General features: G+C 62.3%; 14 protein-coding genes. 3 read left to right on the top strand and 11 right to left on the bottom strand.

Features of this window, described 5'->3' with window-relative positions; all coding sequences use genetic code 11:
- Positions 1-29 precede the first annotated feature (29 nt).
- Positions 30-1706: a CHASE2 domain-containing protein gene (locus DIC66_RS03905; protein ID WP_158558832.1), complete on the top strand. Its 1677-nt coding sequence runs from the start codon at positions 30-32 to the stop codon at positions 1704-1706.
- On the opposite strand, the gene DIC66_RS03900 is transcribed toward DIC66_RS03905, so the two are convergent.
- The 4 genes from DIC66_RS03900 to DIC66_RS03885 form a co-directional block, all read right to left on the bottom strand.
- Positions 1703-2932, bottom strand: a complete 1230-nt coding sequence (locus DIC66_RS03900; RefSeq protein WP_117174284.1) for an NAD(P)/FAD-dependent oxidoreductase — start codon at positions 2930-2932, stop codon at positions 1703-1705. The two genes, DIC66_RS03905 and DIC66_RS03900, sit on opposite strands and share 4 nt — an antisense overlap.
- A 25-nt stretch (positions 2933-2957) precedes the next feature.
- Complete coding sequence (locus tag DIC66_RS03895) at positions 2958-5189, bottom strand: EAL domain-containing response regulator (protein WP_117174282.1); 2232 nt, start codon at positions 5187-5189, stop codon at positions 2958-2960.
- A 15-nt stretch (positions 5190-5204) separates the two neighbouring features.
- On the bottom strand, positions 5205-7301 hold the full coding sequence (locus DIC66_RS03890) for an HDOD domain-containing protein (protein WP_233505775.1): 2097 nt from the start codon (positions 7299-7301) through the stop codon (positions 5205-5207).
- Positions 7302-7625: 324 nt separating this feature from the next.
- A complete protein-coding gene (locus DIC66_RS03885; protein ID WP_117174278.1) occupies positions 7626-8762 on the bottom strand; it encodes a branched-chain amino acid ABC transporter substrate-binding protein in 1137 nt (378 codons plus the stop codon).
- Between the two features lie 193 nt (positions 8763-8955).
- Here DIC66_RS03885 and DIC66_RS03880 point away from each other — a divergent pair, with 193 nt between their 5' ends.
- Entirely contained in the window at positions 8956-9984 is a 1029-nt protein-coding gene (locus tag DIC66_RS03880) for a trans-3-hydroxy-L-proline dehydratase (RefSeq protein WP_117174275.1), read from the top strand.
- Positions 9985-10021: 37 nt separating this feature from the next.
- Here DIC66_RS03880 and DIC66_RS03875 read toward each other — a convergent pair whose 3' ends face one another.
- Together DIC66_RS03875 and DIC66_RS03870 are read right to left on the bottom strand one after the other, a co-directional pair.
- Complete coding sequence (locus DIC66_RS03875; RefSeq protein ID WP_117174273.1) at positions 10022-11809, bottom strand: methyl-accepting chemotaxis protein; 1788 nt, start codon at positions 11807-11809, stop codon at positions 10022-10024.
- Positions 11810-11914: 105 nt separating this feature from the next.
- Positions 11915-12601, bottom strand: a complete 687-nt coding sequence (locus DIC66_RS03870; protein ID WP_117174271.1) for a YceH family protein — start codon at positions 12599-12601, stop codon at positions 11915-11917.
- A gap of 122 nt (positions 12602-12723) precedes the next feature.
- Between DIC66_RS03870 and rpoH the strand changes: the two genes are divergently transcribed.
- Positions 12724-13665 carry an RNA polymerase sigma factor RpoH gene (gene rpoH, locus DIC66_RS03865; protein WP_117174269.1) on the top strand — a complete coding sequence of 314 codons (942 nt, stop codon included), beginning with the start codon at positions 12724-12726 and terminating at the stop codon, positions 13663-13665.
- A 79-nt stretch (positions 13666-13744) separates the two neighbouring features.
- Here rpoH and DIC66_RS03860 read toward each other — a convergent pair whose 3' ends face one another.
- The 5 genes from DIC66_RS03860 to DIC66_RS03840 are packed head-to-tail and all read right to left on the bottom strand — an operon-like array spanning position 13745 to position 17862.
- Positions 13745-14353 (bottom strand): SCO family protein, encoded by a 609-nt coding sequence (locus tag DIC66_RS03860; RefSeq protein WP_117174267.1) that lies wholly within the window; start codon positions 14351-14353, stop codon positions 13745-13747.
- A gap of 18 nt (positions 14354-14371) precedes the next feature.
- Entirely contained in the window at positions 14372-15268 is an 897-nt protein-coding gene (gene cyoE, locus DIC66_RS03855; RefSeq protein WP_117174265.1) for a heme o synthase, read from the bottom strand.
- On the bottom strand, positions 15265-16434 hold the full coding sequence (locus tag DIC66_RS03850; RefSeq protein ID WP_117174263.1) for a COX15/CtaA family protein: 1170 nt from the start codon (positions 16432-16434) through the stop codon (positions 15265-15267). Before DIC66_RS03850 ends, cyoE begins: the two co-directional genes overlap by 4 nt.
- A gap of 5 nt (positions 16435-16439) precedes the next feature.
- Complete coding sequence (locus DIC66_RS03845) at positions 16440-17132, bottom strand: hypothetical protein (protein ID WP_117174261.1); 693 nt, start codon at positions 17130-17132, stop codon at positions 16440-16442.
- Positions 17125-17862, bottom strand: a complete 738-nt coding sequence (locus tag DIC66_RS03840; protein ID WP_233505774.1) for an SURF1 family protein — start codon at positions 17860-17862, stop codon at positions 17125-17127. The genes DIC66_RS03845 and DIC66_RS03840 overlap by 8 nt, the downstream gene beginning before the upstream one ends.
- Positions 17863-17873: the final 11 nt, after the last annotated feature.

The raw sequence follows: 17873 nt of genomic DNA, 5'->3' as shown, positions 1-17873 counted from the left end.
AGCCGTGGGCATGCGCAAAAAACAAATGGATGAAAAGGGGAGCGGTGGTGATACGTTGGACTGAATCAAAGCGCCAGGCCATAGCGCGCTGGCTGGTGGGCGAACCCTTCTGGGGCATGTGGGGTGGACGCATATTTCACACGGTGGTCATGGCCGCCGTGGTGGCCTGGACACTGCAGTTGTTTCAAAACAGCATCGGTGAGTTTGTCGATACGAATGTGCAAAGCACCTTGCTCAACAGCCTGTCTGAGCCGGACTTTGTGCCGCCGCCCTGTAAAGACGACAACCCCAGGGCGCTGGCCAACTGCATTTCCGTTGTGGGCGTTGACGATGCCGATTTTCGCGGTGTGTTCCAGCAACAGTCTCCCTTGAATCCGGATGCATTGCGCAAGTTGTTTGAGGCGATGACGCAATCCCCTCCGCGCGTGGTGGCCGTCGACCTGGACCTCTCCCCTGCGTCCATCGAAGACTGGCCCGCACGCGAACATTTGCTGCAAAGTCTGCAGTCACTGGCCAAAGTCACCCGCCTGGTGATGGTGTGCCCACAGGGCTACTCCACACCGGAGCCGGGCCCCTTGGACAAGGCATGGGTCCAGCGCTTTGACAACAGCGTGCAGTTTGCCTCGGCCGACCTGCATGTGGACGGCCTGTATTTCAACAAGACGCAAACTCTGCCCACCCTGGGCGTGGTCACAGCCGAGGCAGCAGCCGAGAGTCTGGAAGAGCACACGCCGCCTGAACATGCCGCCATCGACTGGCACGCCAAATGCCAGGCCCCAGCCCTGCAGGCGGGCGTGAAAACAAAGAAGGAATTGATACGCCCGGTGTCTGTTGCCGCCAGTAGCTTCAGCCAGGCCATGGCACAACCGGACAGGCTGGCGGACCGCATTGTGGTGATCGGCGGCAAGTGGGGTATCAATGACCAGTTCAGGCTGCGCGGCCAGTCCGACGCCCTCTTTGGGGTGACCCTGCATGCCTGGGTGACTGGCACAGAGCTGGCCCCGCCCCATGAACCGGCCGAATCGGCGGCCCTGATCCTGGAGTTGGTCATTGGCCTGGTGGCGGGTGCCATCTTCACCTGGGTATGGAGCGGCATTGCCGGCAACCGTGAACACTTCGCCATGCGATCGGCCTACTACCTGCTGTTTTTCCTGCTGGCCTTCGGGTTTCCGCTGCTGTGGGTCACGGCTGCTGCCCATCTGGCCAAGCTGGGCCTGGTGCTGGGTGCGGCGGGCATGGTGCTGTCCGCAGCGGCCGACAGCTTCCTGTCCTCCCATGAAGCGGTGCTGGAGGCCGGGCAAGAAGAGGAGCACACGAAAAAGCCGGGCGCCTGGGTTGCCCCCGCGTGCGCCGCGCTGGCCGTGCTGCTGTTTTTTGTAGCCTGGACCTGGGGACATTCCCTTTGGGTGTGCCTGGCCTGTGGCTGCCTGGCGGGCTTGTGCATGGGTGCCGTGGACCGCACTTTCGGCGGGGATGGTGCAGCGGCAAAGACCGGATGCGACGAGGCTGTGCCACGTGAATCCGCTTTGGACCTGCTGGCACGCCTGCTGTGGACCGTGCTCAAGGGCCTGGCGTTGTACTGGCTGTTCCGCAAAGATCCGCACTTCACCACGGCAGCACTCGTCCTGGGCTTTCTGGCTTGCTGGTGCCTGGCCTTCCGTGGCTGGGGATGGATACGGACTGCTCGCGCGCCTGTGCGCAGCTAAAACCGCGTGGCCGAAAACGGCTTCAGGTCCAGGTCGCAGGCGCGCCCCGCCACCTGGTCCGCCACCACCATGCCGCTCAGGCCACCCAGGGTCAGACCGATGTGCTGGTGCCCAAAGGCATAGACCACCCGCGCCGAGGCGCTGGAGCGCCCCAGCACCGGCAGTCCATCGGGCAGCGTGGGCCGAAAGCCCAGCCAGGGAGCCACGGGTTGGCCCAACTGCGGCAAGGCCCGCTGCGAAGAAAAACGCAGCAGGTCCAGCAGCCCCTGGTGCTTCTGCGGGCCCATGCCGGCCAGCTCTACCGTGCCGGCCACGCGCAGGCCCTCGGCCATGGGCGTCATGTAAAAGCCACGCTCGGCCCAGCCCACCGGGCGCGAGACCAGGTGCGAGGCCCCCGGGAACATCAGGTGATAGCCGCGCTCGGCTTCCAGGGGAACGTGGTCGCCGCATTGCGCAGCCAATGCCTTGGAGTGGGCGCCAGCGCACACGGCCACGTAGTCATGGCGGGCTGAGCCTTCGGCCGTCTGCAAGACCACACCCTCGGCCTGCGGCTGCAGGGCCTGCGCCGCGGTGGCCCGAACCTGCATACCCTGTGCGACCAGCCAGCTTTGCAGGGCTTGCAAAAAGGCGGATGGGTCCGACAGATGCCACGAGCCCTCAAACAGCGCACCGCGCGCAAACAGGGGCTGCAGCGATGGCTCCAGGGCTTGCACGGCCTCCTGGTCCAGGATGCGGGTCTTCACGCCCAGTGAGCGACGCAATTCCAGTGTGGGCAGTGAGGCCTCAAAGGTGGAGACACTGGAGTACAGGTACAGGCACTCACGCGGGCGCACAAAGCCCTGCAGTGAGGACAGTGTCAACATCTCGGCATAACCCTGTTGCGCCCGCCCCAGCAGCATGGCCAGTGCAGTGGCCGAGCGGGTGTAGCGCGCTGTCGTGGAGCTGCGCAAAAACCCGAGCAGCCAGGGCATGAGCTGTGGCAGATAGCCCCAGCGCAGGCGCAGCGGGCTATCGCCCGACAGCAGATAGTGCGGCAGGTCCCGAAACACCGTGGGGTTGTTGACCGGAATGCAGGCGTAGTTGGCAAAGGTGCCGGCATTGCCAAACGAGGCACCGCCCGCGGCCCCCGCCGGATCGTAGAGCGTGACCTGGTGGCCATCGCGCACCAGCCACCAGGCCGAAGACAAGCCTACAAAACCCGCACCAATAACTGCAACATTTGCCATGGACCCAGCTTAGCGCATGCCCGACTCAGCGCAGTGCGCCGTGCATGGAAACGTCCCACAAACTGGGCTGACGGGCCCTGCGGGAATGCACTTCCTGGTATTTGGTGGCCGCATCCATTTGGTCTTGCAGCAGCCGCAACAGCATGGCCTGCGACTTGGGCTGGTGGTACAGAAACCCTTGCATGACCCTGCAACCGGCATCCGCCAGGTAGCCCGCCTGCAACGGCGTTTCCACCCCTTCCGCAACCAGATTGAGCCCCAGCCCCTGTGCAATGGCCACAATGGCCAGCACCACGGGGAACTGCATGCCCGGATCACGGATTTCCATCACAAATGAACGGTCGATCTTGATGGTGTGAATCGGAAAACGGTGCAGATACGACAGGGAAGAGTAGCCGGTGCCAAAGTCGTCAATGGCCACGCTCACGCCCAGCTGGCAGAGTTTGTCGAGCTGTTCAATGGCCTTTTGCGGGTTGCGGATGCAGATGTTTTCCGTCACCTCCACCTCGATCTGGTGCGGTGAAATCTGATGGCGCAGCAGCGCATCCTTGAGCTTGTCAAAAAAGTCGCCCCGGTCCAGGTACTGCGGGGAAATATTGAGTGACAGCCGCAAGGGCTCACCCCCCACCAGGTTCCAGTCCAGCAGGTCACGACAGATGGCCTCGAGCATCCAGTCGCTGATGGGAATCATCAACCCGCTCTCTTCGGCAAAGGGCAAAAACTCGGCCGCCCCGAGGAAGCCGCGCTGGGGATGGTTCCAGCGCATCAGGGCTTCGGCACCCACCATGCGGTGGGTGGCCACATCGATCTGGGGCTGGTAGAACATCTCGAGCTCCCCGCGCTCCAGTGCCAGATGCAGGTCATGCTCCAGGGTGATCTTCTGCAGGGAGGTATCGAGCAGGGCCGGGTCAAAGAAGGCATAGCCGTTCTTGCCTGAGGACTTCATGTGGTACATCGCCATGTCGGCGCGGCGCACAAGCTCCTCCTGTGCCCGTCCGTCCTGCGGATAGAGGGAAATGCCAATACTTGCAGAAACATGCACCGCCTGCCCGGCAAGCTGAAACGGCTGGCGCAGGCATTCGACGAACTTTTCGGCTATCAGCACGGCATCCTGGCGGTCATTGAGCTCGGGAAGGACTGCCGTGAATTCATCGCCACCGATGCGCGACAGCGTGTCGCAGCGGCGCAGGCAGGCCTTGAGCCTGAGCGACACCTGTTGCAGCAGGCTGTCGCCCACCCCATGGCCAAAGGTGTCATTGACCACCTTGAAGCGGTCCAGGTCCAGGAACATCACTGCCAGGCAGTTCTCGTTGCGCTTGGCCTGCAACAATGCCAAGCCAAGCCGGTCGCGGAACAGGGCACGGTTGGGCAGGTCGGTCAGGATGTCGTGATAGGCCTGGTAGGTAATCTGTTCATCGGCCCGCTTGCGGTCGGTAATATCACGTGCCACACCATAGGTTCCTACCAGGCCGCGCGCTGCCGCTTCCTGTGCACCGGCGCTTTCACCCACTCCCAGATCGATCGTGACCAGTTCGATGCTGAAGGTACGCGCATCGCCTTCGGCGCGCTTCCTGTTCATGCGCAGCTCGACGCTGCGGGAATGCCGGAATTCTTTTCGGCCCGTGTTGAAGACATAGTTGGCCCGCTCCATATCCGCGTCATGAATCAGCAGCGAATAGTGCTTGCCAATCAGTTCGTCGCGGGTGAAGCCCAGGAGTTGCTGAACACGGTCATTGACGAAGGTGAAGCGGCCTTCCTGGTCCAGCGTGTAGATGATGTCGGGCGAGCTGTCCACCAGAGAGCGGTACATCTTCTCGGAGCTCTCCAGGCGCAAGGCGATGCGTTTGTTTTCCGCCTGCAACTCACTTTGCCGCAGCGCATTGCCAACGGTCTTGAGAAGCTCTTCACGGGTATACGGTTTGCGCAGGTAGCCAAAGGCTCCACGTCGGATGGCGCCAATGGCCGCGTCGATTTCGCTGGCGCCGCTGGTGACGATGACATTCATGCCCAGGTTGCGGATGTTCATGAAGTCCATGACGTCATGCCCGCTGACTTCCGGCATATGCAGGTCCAGTATCACCAGTTCGAATGAGCCCTGGTCCAGAAGCTCCAGTGCAGCGCGGCCGCCCTGTGCACACACCAGGTCGTATCCGCGTCCCTTGAGAAGATCGCGCAGGCTGGTGAGCATGCGCAAATCATCATCCACCAACAGGACCCGCGGTGCGGTGTGCAGTGTGGATGTTTCAAGGTTGAACATGGTGTCGCGGGCCCATCAAACGAAGTCTTGAACCGAGGGCGCAATGGCCGCCTGTGCCTGCGCCGCAGGAAGAGGCAGGCATATTTCAAACATGGTGCCCTTGGTGCTGGTGCTGACGCAGGCAATCGTGCCCCCCAGCTTTTTGACCAGCCCCTGCACAATGCTCAGGCCAATGCCCCGGTTGGGACCGGCCTTGCTGCTCTGCACCGGGGTAAACAGCTTGCTGCGGTGCTCGGACGGTATGCCGGGGCCGTTGTCACTGACGCACAGCGCATAGTAGAAGCGGCCATTGCGCTGCACCTGCCCGTTGTTGACGATGTCGATGCGGCCACCCTTTGGCAACACCTCGACGGAGTTCTTCACCAGGTTGACCAGGATCTGCTTGAGCGTGTCGGCCGAACCTTCGATCTCGCACGCCTGAGGCGGCAGGCGCACCGCAATCTCCACCGATGGCGGCAGGAATTTGCTGTCGCGAAACAACTGCACCAGTTTGTTCACGGCCTCATTGATGTCGGTTGTGCCCCGCTGGGCTTTGGGTGCCACACCCACAAACTCACCCATGATGTTGCCGATGCGGTCTATCTCCTCGTGCAGGACGCTGATTTCGCCGCCAACAGGCTCCTGGCGGGTCAGCTTGTCATCCAGCACTTCCAGGTAATTCTTGATGATGGCCAGCGGGTTGTTCACCTCGTGTACCACCCGGCGCGAGCTCTCGCGATGTTCCTGCCGGACCGCATCCAGGCGCGGATCCATGTCACCGCGGTCGCGTGTCAGTGCTTGCCAGGCTGTTGCTGCCTGCGCGGCAAACGACTGCAGAAACTTCTGCCGACCCTGCAGGTCCGCCACCTGCCAGGCAGCCACACCACCCACCAGAACGCCCACACACTGTGAGCCCACCACCATCGGCACACACAACACAAAGTCGGCATTGAAAATGCGCAGCAGTTGCTCGTCGGCCAGGCTTTGCAAACCCGCCTGGCGTCCCAGAAAATCCACACGCTGCTGTATGGCCGCTTCGGCGATTACACCCCCAACCGCCAAGGGGATAGCGAAGCCCGCCAAGCGCTGATGCTGCTCGGACACCGAGGCGCCCCTGAGCGCAGGCCCGTTGCTGTCCATCAGGAAAACCGTCGGGTCCGTCAGCCCGAACAGGAGCTGTGCGTTCTGACGCACCACCTTGAGCAACTGCACCTCGTCCTTTTGCCTGGCAAAGGCCTGCCCCAATTCGCTGAGCAAGGTCATGTTGCGGATCTCGTCGCCCAGCCGTTGCTGCGCCGGGTCCACCTTCGGAGCCGGCGGCGCAACGGCCGTCGGGGCCACGAAATCATCCACGCCCGCCAGATCAATGCCCAAAAAGCCTGCCGCCTTGAGAACCTGCGCCGCAGCGCCCTGGGAGATGGCCAGCAGGTTGTCCCCCGAGAGCTTGCACAGTGCACCCGCTTCGGCCGCTATCGGCAGTGCCGGGTCGTGGTTTGCGAGTTGGTGCGCCAGGTTCACCATGCGTATCAGCGGGTGCGCGCCTTCCACGCGCAGTGCCAGTTCGTGGTGGTAGAGGATGGCGTCTGCCATGAAGGAATCCAGATTCCAGCGCTCCACCACCCAGGCGCCTGCCTCCACGTGCGATATCTGCAAGGTCCGCATTTCGATGGCGCACAAGCCATCACTGTCATCGGCCTGAAAATTCACCGCATATTCGGCAGGCGCTGCAGCCAGCAGGGCCAATCGCCCAACATCGTGCAAGAGCCCCGCCAGATAGGCTTCTTCCGGCTGGGCGTAATCCATGGCCCGGGCAATTTCACGCGCCATGACCGCCGTGCTGAGGGCATGCTTCCAGAACCTGCGCAAATCATTGCTGGCGGAGCCTGAAAAACCATTGAAGGCCTGCAGCACCGATTCATTGATGACCAGGGTCTTGATCATGTCCGAGCCCATGGCGCTGAGCGCCTGCATCAGACCCGTCTTCTGGCCACCGCGCTGGTAGGCCGCACTGTTGGCTACGTTGAGGATCTTGATCGTCATGCCCGGATCGTTGGCAATGAGCTTTGCCATCTCCGCCATGCCGGCGCCGTCAGCCTGGCAGAGCTCAAGCAACTTGAGCAATATTTGAGGCATGGTCGGCAAGCGCGCAACCATAAGCCGGTGGCGGATGTCCTGATCAGGCTGGATCATATTTCACGTTATGTGTGCCAATGCATCGATTTATGTAATTGAAGCAAGCGGCCTCAGCCGCTGAACCCCCACTTCATTCTATAGACGCAATATTTCACTTCGATCCATATGCGTCGATGAATGGTACCCGCAATCGTACGTTCGTGCCCGTGGTGTTGCGGCTTTGCCCATTGATACCGATGGGTCAGCCTGGCAAGCACCCCCCAAAAAAAAGGCAGCAGCCTGTATGACTGCTGCCCTGAGTCTTAACGCCTGAGCGTCAACACATTATTGCACTGGCGTGGGCATGCCAGCCTTGAACGTGTAAACGGTGATGGGCGCCTTTTGCAGATTGCCCTTGTCGTCATACGCGTAGGTGGTCACGATGCCTTTGTAGCTGGCCTTGTGCAGTTCGGCGCTGACCTTGGTGGAGTCCACCGTGCCCAGTTTGGCCATGGTGGTTGCAATGAACATGGTCTGGTCAAAGAAGGATGCGGCGTAGGCATCGGGGTCCTGGTTGAACTTCTTCTTGTAGGCTTCCTTGAAGGCCGGGCCGGCAGCGACCTTGTCTAGAATGGCGCCACCTTGTGCGCAATAAACGGTGTCGTTGGCAGCGTCGCCAGCGAGCTTGCCGGTTTCAGCCACGCAGATGGCATCGCCGCCCAGCATCTTGGCCTTGATGCCCAGACCCTTCATTTGCTTGGCCATGGGGCCCGCCTGGCCGGCATAGCCGCCGTAGAAGATCACGTCAGGCGCCTTGGACTTGATGGTAGTCAGGATGGCGTTGAAGTCGGTGGACTTGTCGGTGGTGTATTCCTGGCCGACGATGGTCAGGCCCAGCACCTTGGCTTCTTTCACAAACTCTTCGGCCAGACCCTGACCGAAGGCGGTACGGTCATCGATCACGGCGGCGGTCTTGGCCTTGAGGGTGCCAAAGGCGTACTGGGCCATGCTGCTGCCGATCAGGTTGTCGCCGGCAATCACGCGGAACACGCTCTTGTAGCCGCCCATGGTGACCTTGGGGTTGCTGCCCACGGTGGACAGGATGGCGTCACCGTCGTTGTAAATCTTGGACGCGGGGATTGCCACACCCGAGCAATACGGTCCCATCACATACTTGATGCCGGCATCGGTGAATTTTTGCGCCACGGCCACACCGGCTTTGGGGTCGCACTGGTCATCCTCGGACACCAGTTCAAACTTGAGTGTCTTGCCGCCGACCATCATCTTCTTGGCATTGACTTCTTCCACGCCCATGCGCACACCATTTTCATTGTCCTTGCCGGCAAAGGCGTTGGAGCCAGACAGCGGCCCGGTGTGGCCGATCTTGACCACCAGGTCTTCGGCTTGGGCAGAGCCCATCGCGGCCATGGACAGGGCGGCAGCGGCAATGGAAAGTGGCAACAACTTGGATTTGAATTTCATAAAACTGACTTTCTATTGAGAAGGGAACAACACACAGACCTGCTTATGCAAGATGCGGGCCTGAATAGGAGCAAGATATCGCATTCCCGAAAAGCAAAGTTGCGGACAAACCCTTAAGCCGTGCATTTATTTGGTGCCTGCTTTTGGCAACGTCCTCCGCCACAATCGCCTGCATACAAAACAAGGTCGCACGATGAAAACAACCAAGGTCATTCATGTGGTGAGCTGCCACGCAGCCGGTGAAGTCGGCGATGTGATTGTGGGTGGTGTTGCACCACCACCGGGCGCCAGCATCTGGGAACAGTCGCGCTTTATTGCGTCTGATCAGACGCTTCGCAACTTCATGCTCAACGAGCCGCGCGGCGGTGTGTTCCGCCATGTCAATCTGCTGGTGCCCCCGAAGAATCCGGCCGCGCAGATGGGGTGGATCATCATGGAGCCCTGCGACACGCCACCCATGTCGGGCTCCAACTCCATCTGCGTGGCCACCGTGCTGCTGGAGACCGGCATCATCCCCATGACCGAGCCGGTAACCAAAATGGTGCTGGAGCCGCCGGGCGGACTGATCGAGGTCACCGCCACCTGCAAGGACGGCAAGGCCGAACGCATTGCGGTGCGCAACGTGCCCTCCTTTGCCGCCCAGCTGGGCGCCCATCTGGAAGTACCTGGCCTGGGCACACTGGTGGTGGACACAGCCTATGGCGGCGACAGCTTTGTGATCGTGGATGCGCAAGCCCTGGGCTTTGCCATCCGTCCGGACGAGGCGCGCGAGCTGGCACAGCTGGGCATGCAGATCACCCAGGCCGCCACCGAGCAACTGGGCTTTGTGCACCCCGAGAACCCGGACTGGAAGCACATCTCGTTTTGCCAGTTCGCAGGTCCCCTGGAGCGCGTGGATGGTGCTTGGGTCGGCGCCAACGCGGTGGCCATACGCCCAGGCAAGATTGACCGCTCCCCCACGGGCACGGGTTGCTCGGCGCGCATGGCCGTGCTGCATGCCAAAGGCCAGATACAGGTGGGCGAGCGCTACCTGGCGCGCTCCATCATCGGCAGTGAATTTGATTGCCACATCGCGGCCGAGGTGAAGGTGGGCACCTTGCCGGGCATCGTGCCAGTGATATCAGGCACGGCCTGGATTACCGGCACGCACCAGCACACGCTGGACCCCAGTGACCCGTATCCGCAGGGCTACCGCCTGTCAGACACCTGGCCGGTGTCCTGAGCAGCAGGTCAGCTGCGCGGCTGCGCAGCTGCGTGGCCTAAAAGGTTTCCCATTCTTCATCCTTGGCAGCGGGCGCGCTCTTGGCCACAGGCGCGGCAGGCGCCGGCTTGGCCAGACGAGGAGGCATGCCTGCGGGTGCGGGCTTGGCGGCCAAGGCGGTGCGCGCTTTTACCGGCGGTGCCGCAATCACGCGTGGCCGCGCTGCAGGCGGCGCCAAGCGGGCCGGGCGCGGCGCCGCTGACAGCGCAGCACTGGCCTGTTGCACGCGTGCCATGGGTCGACCAGCTTGCTGATGTCCTTCCAGCGTGAACACGGCCACCGCATCCACCAGCTCTTCGGCCTGCGCCTTCAGGCTGCCACTGGCAGCGGCCATTTGCTCCACCAGGGCGGCATTTTGCTGCGTGGCGGTGTCAATCTGTGCCACGGCAGCACCCACTTGGGACACCCCATTGGCCTGCTCATTGCTGGCAGCGGTGATCTCACCCATGATGTCGGTCACCCGGCGAATCGAGCCCACCACCTCGGCCATGGTGGCCCCCGCACGGTCGGCCAGGGCGGTGCCTTGCTCCACCCGCTCGACGCTGGCGTTGATCAGGGCCTTGATTTCCTTGGCCGCATCGGCGCTCCTGCCGGCCAGGCTGCGCACCTCAGAGGCCACGACCGCAAAGCCGCGGCCCTGCTCGCCCGCACGGGCTGCTTCCACGGCGGCGTTCAGCGCCAGGATATTGGTCTGAAAGGCAATGCCGTCGATCACGCCAATGATGTCGCCAATCTTGCGCGAGCTGTCGTTGATGCCGCGCATAGTCTCCACCACCTGGCCCACCACCTCGCCGCCCTGGACGGCCACGCGGGATGCATTCATGGCCAGTTGGTTGGCTTGGCCCGCGCTCTCGGCGTTGTGTTGTACGCGCGAGCCAAGCTCGCCCATGGAGGCAGCGGCTTGTTCCAGCGCACTGGCCTGGCCCTCGGTCCGGTTGGATAAATCCTGGTTGCCCTGGGCAATTTCGGCGCTGAACCCGGCCACACCCTGCGCGTTGGCCTGCACCTTGCGCACCATGTCAGAGATGCCGGTTTGCATCAGCGCCATGGACTGCAGCAGTTGCACGGTTTCATCCGAACCGCTGGGCTGCACGGACGTGTTCAGATTGCCCTTGGCCAGGCTGTCGGCCACCTCTGCGGCTTTGACCAGCGGGAGCGAAAGCCTTCTGCCCAGCCACACAGACAAAAACACCAAGCCCAGCGTCACCACCAGCAACAGGCCACCCACCTGCAACTTGGCGCTTGCCACGCTGGCCCTGGTGGCTGCGGTGTAGGCCTCCACATCCGTGGCTATGGCTGCACTTTGCCGCTCCATGGCGTCTTCGAGTGCCGTAAAGGCCTTTTGGAATTCCGGCATGGCGGCCAGTGCCGCGGTGGCATCGCTTGCGGTGAGTTTCTGGATGTTGTGGGCGCTATCCACATAGGCCTGCAGCGCAGGCCCGGTCTTGTTGACCTCGCCTACCGCCAATGGGGACAGCGGCAGTTTTTGCATCTCAGCCAGTGCCGCGTTGAAGGTCTGGGCATGGTCTTCCAGGTCTTTTTTCGATGTAGCCAGGCCCTCTGTGTCCTTGGACTGCGCGCTGAGCAAGGCCAACAGCACATCGCCACGGATGGCGTCATGCATCATGTCGGCCTCCTGGCTTTTCTGCAGTGCCAGACCCATGCTGACCGAGCCATCAAACTTCGCCGCCAAATCGAAGGTGCTGAACAAGCCTATACCCCCCACCACCACCGAGGCCAGCACCCCGACAAGACTCAAACCGAGTATTTGGCTACGCAATTTCATGGGGCGTCCTTTATGGAGGTGGCGTCCTGCGCACACTAAGTGCGTGCAGGCACGTTTATGAATACTATCCAAAAATGCGCCAGGCAGAGCCTCTCCAGGCTGCAATTACAGCGACGTTTTTGAAATATCCGAATCAGGCAACACGCCCAGCTCGGCACACAGCCGATTCACCACCAGGCGCAAGGCGGCTACTTCCTGTTCCAACCGCTCCACCCGCTCTGCCGTGCCGCCCGGCGTGTGGGCAGCGCGCCCGGACTCCAGTTCGCTCACATCCACCGGTCCGCATAGCAGGTGCGCCCAGCGTTGCTCACGGGTACCGGCCAGGCGCGGCAGCTTGACCACCAACGGCCCGCCCTTCTCTTCTGAGCGCTCCAGCAGTTCATCCAAAAAGCCTTCCACTGAAGAAATATCGGCAAATTTGTACCAGCGCTCGGTGTTCAGCCGCAGCTCGCCGGCCGTCTGCGGGCCACGCAGCATCAGCATGCCCAGAATGACGGCCGCCTGCTCGAACACATTCATGCCGCGCTGGAAGTTGTGGGTGAACTTGGTGGTGCGCCCGCCGCTGGTCTCGTGCACCAGACCCAGTTCACGCAGATTGGCCGTGGCCGTGGCCACCTGCGACTCTTCCAGCTCCATCAGGGGCTCGCGGCTGGTCTTTTGGTTGCAGCCCAGCAGCAGGGAGTTCAGCGACAAGGGGTAGCTGTCGGGCACGGTACGCGCCTTTTCCATCAGGGTGCCCAGAACGCGGGCTTCGATGGCGGTGAGTACAGGGTGGGGTGTGGCGGTGGTCATGCACGGATTCTAGGGGCCCTACAAGGCCATAGCCCCAGTCGATCTGGGCCATTGGGGGAAGCGATTGGCACTCTCCATCCAAGAGTGCTAATATTTGCCTCACGCATACAAGGAGTCCCTCAATGACTGCTTCCCTCACCGCACCCCGCTCAGCCCTGTCCGTGACCAATCCCTGGTCCATGGTGCCGCCGCTGGGCAACCTGGACGCCTACATCAGCGCGGCCAACCGCCTGCCCATGCTCACCCTGGAAGAAGAGCAGGAGTTCTCACGCAAGTTCAAGAATGACAACGACCTGGAAGCCGCCGGCAAGCTGGTGCTCTCGCACCTGCGCCTGGTGGTATCGGTATCACGCCAGTACCTGGGCTATGGCCTGCCGCATGGCGACCTCATCCAGGAAGGCAACGTGGGCCTGATGAAGGCGGTCAAGCGCTTTGACCCGGACCAGGGTGTGCGCCTGGTGAGCTATGCCATGCACTGGATCAAGGCCGAGATTCACGAATACATCCTGAAGAACTGGCGCATGGTCAAGGTGGCCACCACCAAGGCCCAGCGCAAGCTGTTCTTCAACCTGCGCTCCATGAAGCAACGCTTCAAGAGCGACGATGCCGCCGCCGACCTGGGCACGCACCGCGATACCCTCAACCCCGAGCAGATCGCCACCATGGCGCGCGAGCTCAAGGTCAAGCCCGAAGAAGTGATCGAGATGGAAACCCGGCTCTCCGGTGGCGACGTGCTGCTGGACCCGAGCCCGTCGGACGATGGCGAAGACGCCTTCGGCCCGATTGCCTACCTGACCGACACCAGCCACGAGCCCCTGGCCATGATCGAGGCGCGCCAGCGCGATGTGCTGGCCACCGACGGCATTGCCACCGCCCTGGAAAGCCTGGATGCGCGCAGCCGCCGCATCGTGGAAGAGCGCTGGCTCAAAGTGAATGATGACAACTCGGGCGGCATGACGCTGCACGACCTGGCCGCCGAATACGGGGTGAGCGCCGAGCGCATCCGCCAGATTGAGGTGGCGGCCATGAAGAAGATGAAGACGGCACTGGCGGCTTACGCCTGATCAGACACGCTCTGTCAACAAAAAGCCCCCGCTGGTTTGCACCACGGGGGCTTTTTGCTGGGGCAGTCACCCGCTGTTTTCAGCCAGCCTTCAGCAATGTCTGAATGTCCTTGGTCAGCGCCTCTTTGGGGCTGCCGTAGCGGGTGAACAGACGCAACTGGCCCTTGGCGTCAAAGATGTAGCTGCCAGCCGAATGGTCCATGCTGTAGCTGGTGGGCGTCTCGCCCTCCACTTTTTTGTAGTAGATCTTGAAGTCGCGTGTCACTTCCGGCAGTTGCTGGGCCGTAGGCACCAGCGCCAGAAAACTGGGGTCAAAGTTCACCATGTAGGCCTTGAGCAGCTCGGGCGTGTCGCGCTCCGGGTCCACCGTGACGAACAACACCTGCAGGCGCTCGCCATCCGCGCCCAGGGACTTCTTGATGCCCGCCATATCGGCCATGGTGGTGGGGCACACATCCGGGCACTGGGTGTAGCCAAAGAACATGACCACCACCTTGCCGGCGAAATCGGTCAGGTGCCGCACTTTGCCGTTGTGGTCGCTGAGCTCAAAGGCCTTGGCATAGTCGGCCCCGGTCACGTCCACTGAGGTAAAGCTGGGTTTGGCTTCAGAGCAAGCCACCAGAAAGGCCGGTGCTGCTGCCGCCAGCGCACAGGCTGCCAGGCGCTGCAAGGTGTGTCGTTTGTTCATGGCTGTCTCAATGCGGGTTCACAGTAGGTAATGATCCAATAGTAGCGCCGCAAACAGCGCACTCAGGTGGATCAGGGAAAAGCGGAAGGTTTTGCGTGCCAGCTCATCTGAATAGTTGCGCAGCAGCTTCCAGCCATACCAGCAAAAGCCCACGCTCAACACCACGGCCGCGGCCAGGTACAGCCAGGAGCTCATGCCATACACAAACGGCAGCAGGCAGGCGGCAAACAGCACAAAGGTGTAGAGCAGGATGTGCAGGCGGGTGAATTCGCTGCCATGGGTCACCGGCAGCATGGGCAGACCGGACTTGCGGTAGTCCTCCACGCGGTACAGGGCCAGGGCCCAGAAATGCGGCGGTGTCCACAGGAAGATGATGAGAAACAGGATGATGGCCTCGGGCCCCACATCGCCCGTCATGGCAGCCCAGCCTAGCACCGGTGGCATGGCACCGGACGCCCCTCCAATCACAATGTTTTGCGGTGTCAGCGGCTTGAGGATCACGGTGTAGACCACGGCGTATCCGACAAAGGTGGCAAAGGTCAGCCACATCGTCAGGGGATTGACCCAGACGTACAGCAAGGTGGAGCCCACCACGCACAGCAGGGCTGAGAACACCAGGGTCTGGGTGTCGCTCAACTGGCCGCTGGCAGTGGGCCGCCAGGAAGTGCGCTTCATCTTGGCATCAATGCCTTTTTCGACAATGCAGTTGAAGGCGGCCGCCGCACCCGCCACCAGGTAGATGCCCACGCAGGCGATGAACGCCAGCCACACCTCCGCGGCACTGGGCATGCCGGGCACCGCCAGCACCATGCCGATCAGGGCGCAGAACACAATGAGCTGAATCACGCGGGGTTTGGTCAGCGCATGGAACTGGCGCAGCACCGTCATATTGATCATGGATAGGGTCTCAGTCATTCTTTTTGTTGTGCGGCCAGCAGCCACACCAATACCGCCACCAGCGCTGCCGCGCCGCCCGTGTGCAGGATGGCCGCAAACATTGGCCATCCCAGCACCACATTGCTCAGGCCGGTTGCCAGTTGCAGCAGTACCAGGCCGCCCAGCCAGCGGGCCTGCAACTGCACACTGGTGTGTGCGTGCAAGCGCCAGGCCAAGGCTGCCAGCACACAGACAGTGAACATGGCCAGCAGGCGGTGGGCCACGTGAATGGCTGTCATGGCCTGGAAACTCAGCACCGTGCCGTCGGCGTTTTCACCCAGGGGACGCCAAAGCACAAAGCCACGCGCAAAGTCCATGGCCGGCCACCACTGGCCCTGGCACATGGGGAATTCGCTGCAGGCCAGCACGGCGTAGTTGGTACTGACCCAGGCACCGCTGGCGGCCTGCAGCACCAAGAGGGCCAGCGCCGCCGCAATCCACACCGTGGGCAGGCCGTGGGCCCGGCCCGCAGGCGACGGGACCCGTGCATCTGTGGAGGGTGGCGGCAGCCGGCTGCCTGATGTTCCGTTGGCAGGCAAGCGCCCTGCCCCGGCGCGCACGGCCTGCAGGGTAAGCAAAGCCAGCAAACCATAGGCGCCCAGCAAGTGAAGGCTGACAATGGCCGGGAACAGCTTCATGGTAACGGTGAGCGCGCCAAAGGCCCCCTGCACGCAGACCCATACAAAGGTGACTGTGGGAAGCCAGCGGCCCAGGCTGCGTGGGCCTTTGTCATGCTTGAAGCCAAGCCAGGACGCCACCATCAGCAGGGTGATGAGTGCGCCCACACCGGTGGCCAGGTAGCGGTGCCCCATTTCCACCCAGGCCTTGGAGACGGTTACCGGCCCGCTGGGCATGGCCGCCTGGGCCGCGCTGATGGGCGCATGGGCCGCCAGCGGGCTGGCCTCGCCGTAACAACCCGGCCAGTCGGGGCAACCCAGACCGCTGTCGCTCAGGCGCGTAAAGGCGCCGAACAGCACCAGGTCCATCGTCAGAAACAAAGTCAGTACCGTCAACGCCCGCAGGCGTGCGCCGGGCACGCCCGTGCGCTGACGTTGGAGCACCCACAGCACCGGGACAATGGCCAGCAACAGCCCGAAGGCCAGAATGGACAGCACGGGCGACAGGTTGTACAGCGGAACAGCCATGGACTTCAGGGGCGACCAGCCTGGTCCCAACCTTCGGAGCCGCGCATCAGGTGCTCCAGGTCTTTCTTGATCTTCGGTGCGGTCTGCAAGTCGACGCCGGCTGCAAAGCGCATCATCCAGTTGCCCATGGGGTCCACCACGTAGAGGTGGTCTTCCAATTGCTTGCCGGGTTGCGCAGCCAGCCACTGGGCCAGTGCCTCGCGCGGCACGCGGATGACCGTAGAGTCGCGCAGGGCCGGTTGCAATGTGTCGGCCACCGGGGCCGCATCGTCTACCAGCCAGACGCGGTCCAGGCGGTCCTTGTTTTTGCCCAGCCCTTCACGCAGTTGTCGCTGGAAATACAAATGGTTGGTGCAGGCAGCGTCACAGGCGCCACCAGCCACGCTGATCAGCAGCCACTGGTCCTTGAGCACGCGCAGGCTGACCGGGCTGCCGTCCAGTGTGGTGCCAGCCAGATCCGGCAAAGGGCGTTGCGGCGTGATCAGTTCGCCGTAGTTGCGACGCCCCTCGGGGCGCACCACGTAGTAGGTGAAATACGAGGCCACCACCGGTGCGGCACAAATCAGCAGCACCAGGGCCATCTTCCAGCGACCCACGCGGGTACGCGCCACCGGGTCAGCAGCGATTTGCGCGGCCGTGGGCATGGTGTGAACTGTCAGGCCCAGGGGCTGGTCGTCTTGCGGGCTGTCGCTATGCATGGGGCTTGGAGTCCTTGGTGCGGTGGAAATAGGGTCTTAAAAACTGGTACCAGAGGTAGAGCAAAGCCATCAAGGTGGCCATGCCAAACCATTGCAGGGCATAGCCGTAATGCTTTTCAACACCCAGGTTGACGGCAGGCCAGTCACGCAACAGGCCTTCGCTGGGCGCACCGGTCTGCACCAGCAGCACGGGCAGCATGTGCGCTTGGAGTTGCGCCTGCATCTGGCTCAGGTCGAGATTTTGCCGTATCGCGCCCTGCGAGGGCGTGCCCAACTCGAATAGCTTCCCGGGGGGTGGGGCGATACGTCCCTCCACTGTGACATTGCCTGATGGCGTTTCAATGGCCGGCACCTTGTCACGCTCTTCAAAATTGCGCTGTACCCAGCCGCGCTGCACCAGGATCACATGGCCACTACCTTCCAGCGCCAAGGGTGTAACGGCAAAAAAACCGACCTTCGCGTGCATCTGCCGGTTGTCCAGGTACACCGTCTGGTCAGCCAGCCACTGCCCGCGCAGCAAGGCATGCTGATGCACCAGCGTGGTCGGGTCGGCAGTGGCCAGCAGCAGGGCCGCGTCCACCCGGTGCTTGCTGCTTTGCGCGTCCATGCTGGCTTGCAGTGACTCCTTCTGCGCGGCTCGGTTGAGTTGCCATTGGCCCAGCGACGCGGTCGTGGCAATGCCCAGCACGGTGGCCAGGGTGATCAGCACCAACCGTGTTCGGGCTTTCACGGGATAATCCT

This window comes from Rhodoferax lacus (genome assembly GCF_003415675.1).
GTDB lineage: Bacteria > Pseudomonadota > Gammaproteobacteria > Burkholderiales > Burkholderiaceae_C > Allorhodoferax > Allorhodoferax lacus.
The sequence above is the reverse complement of the archived record's forward strand: the minus strand, read 5'-3'. Positions and strand labels throughout refer to the sequence as shown.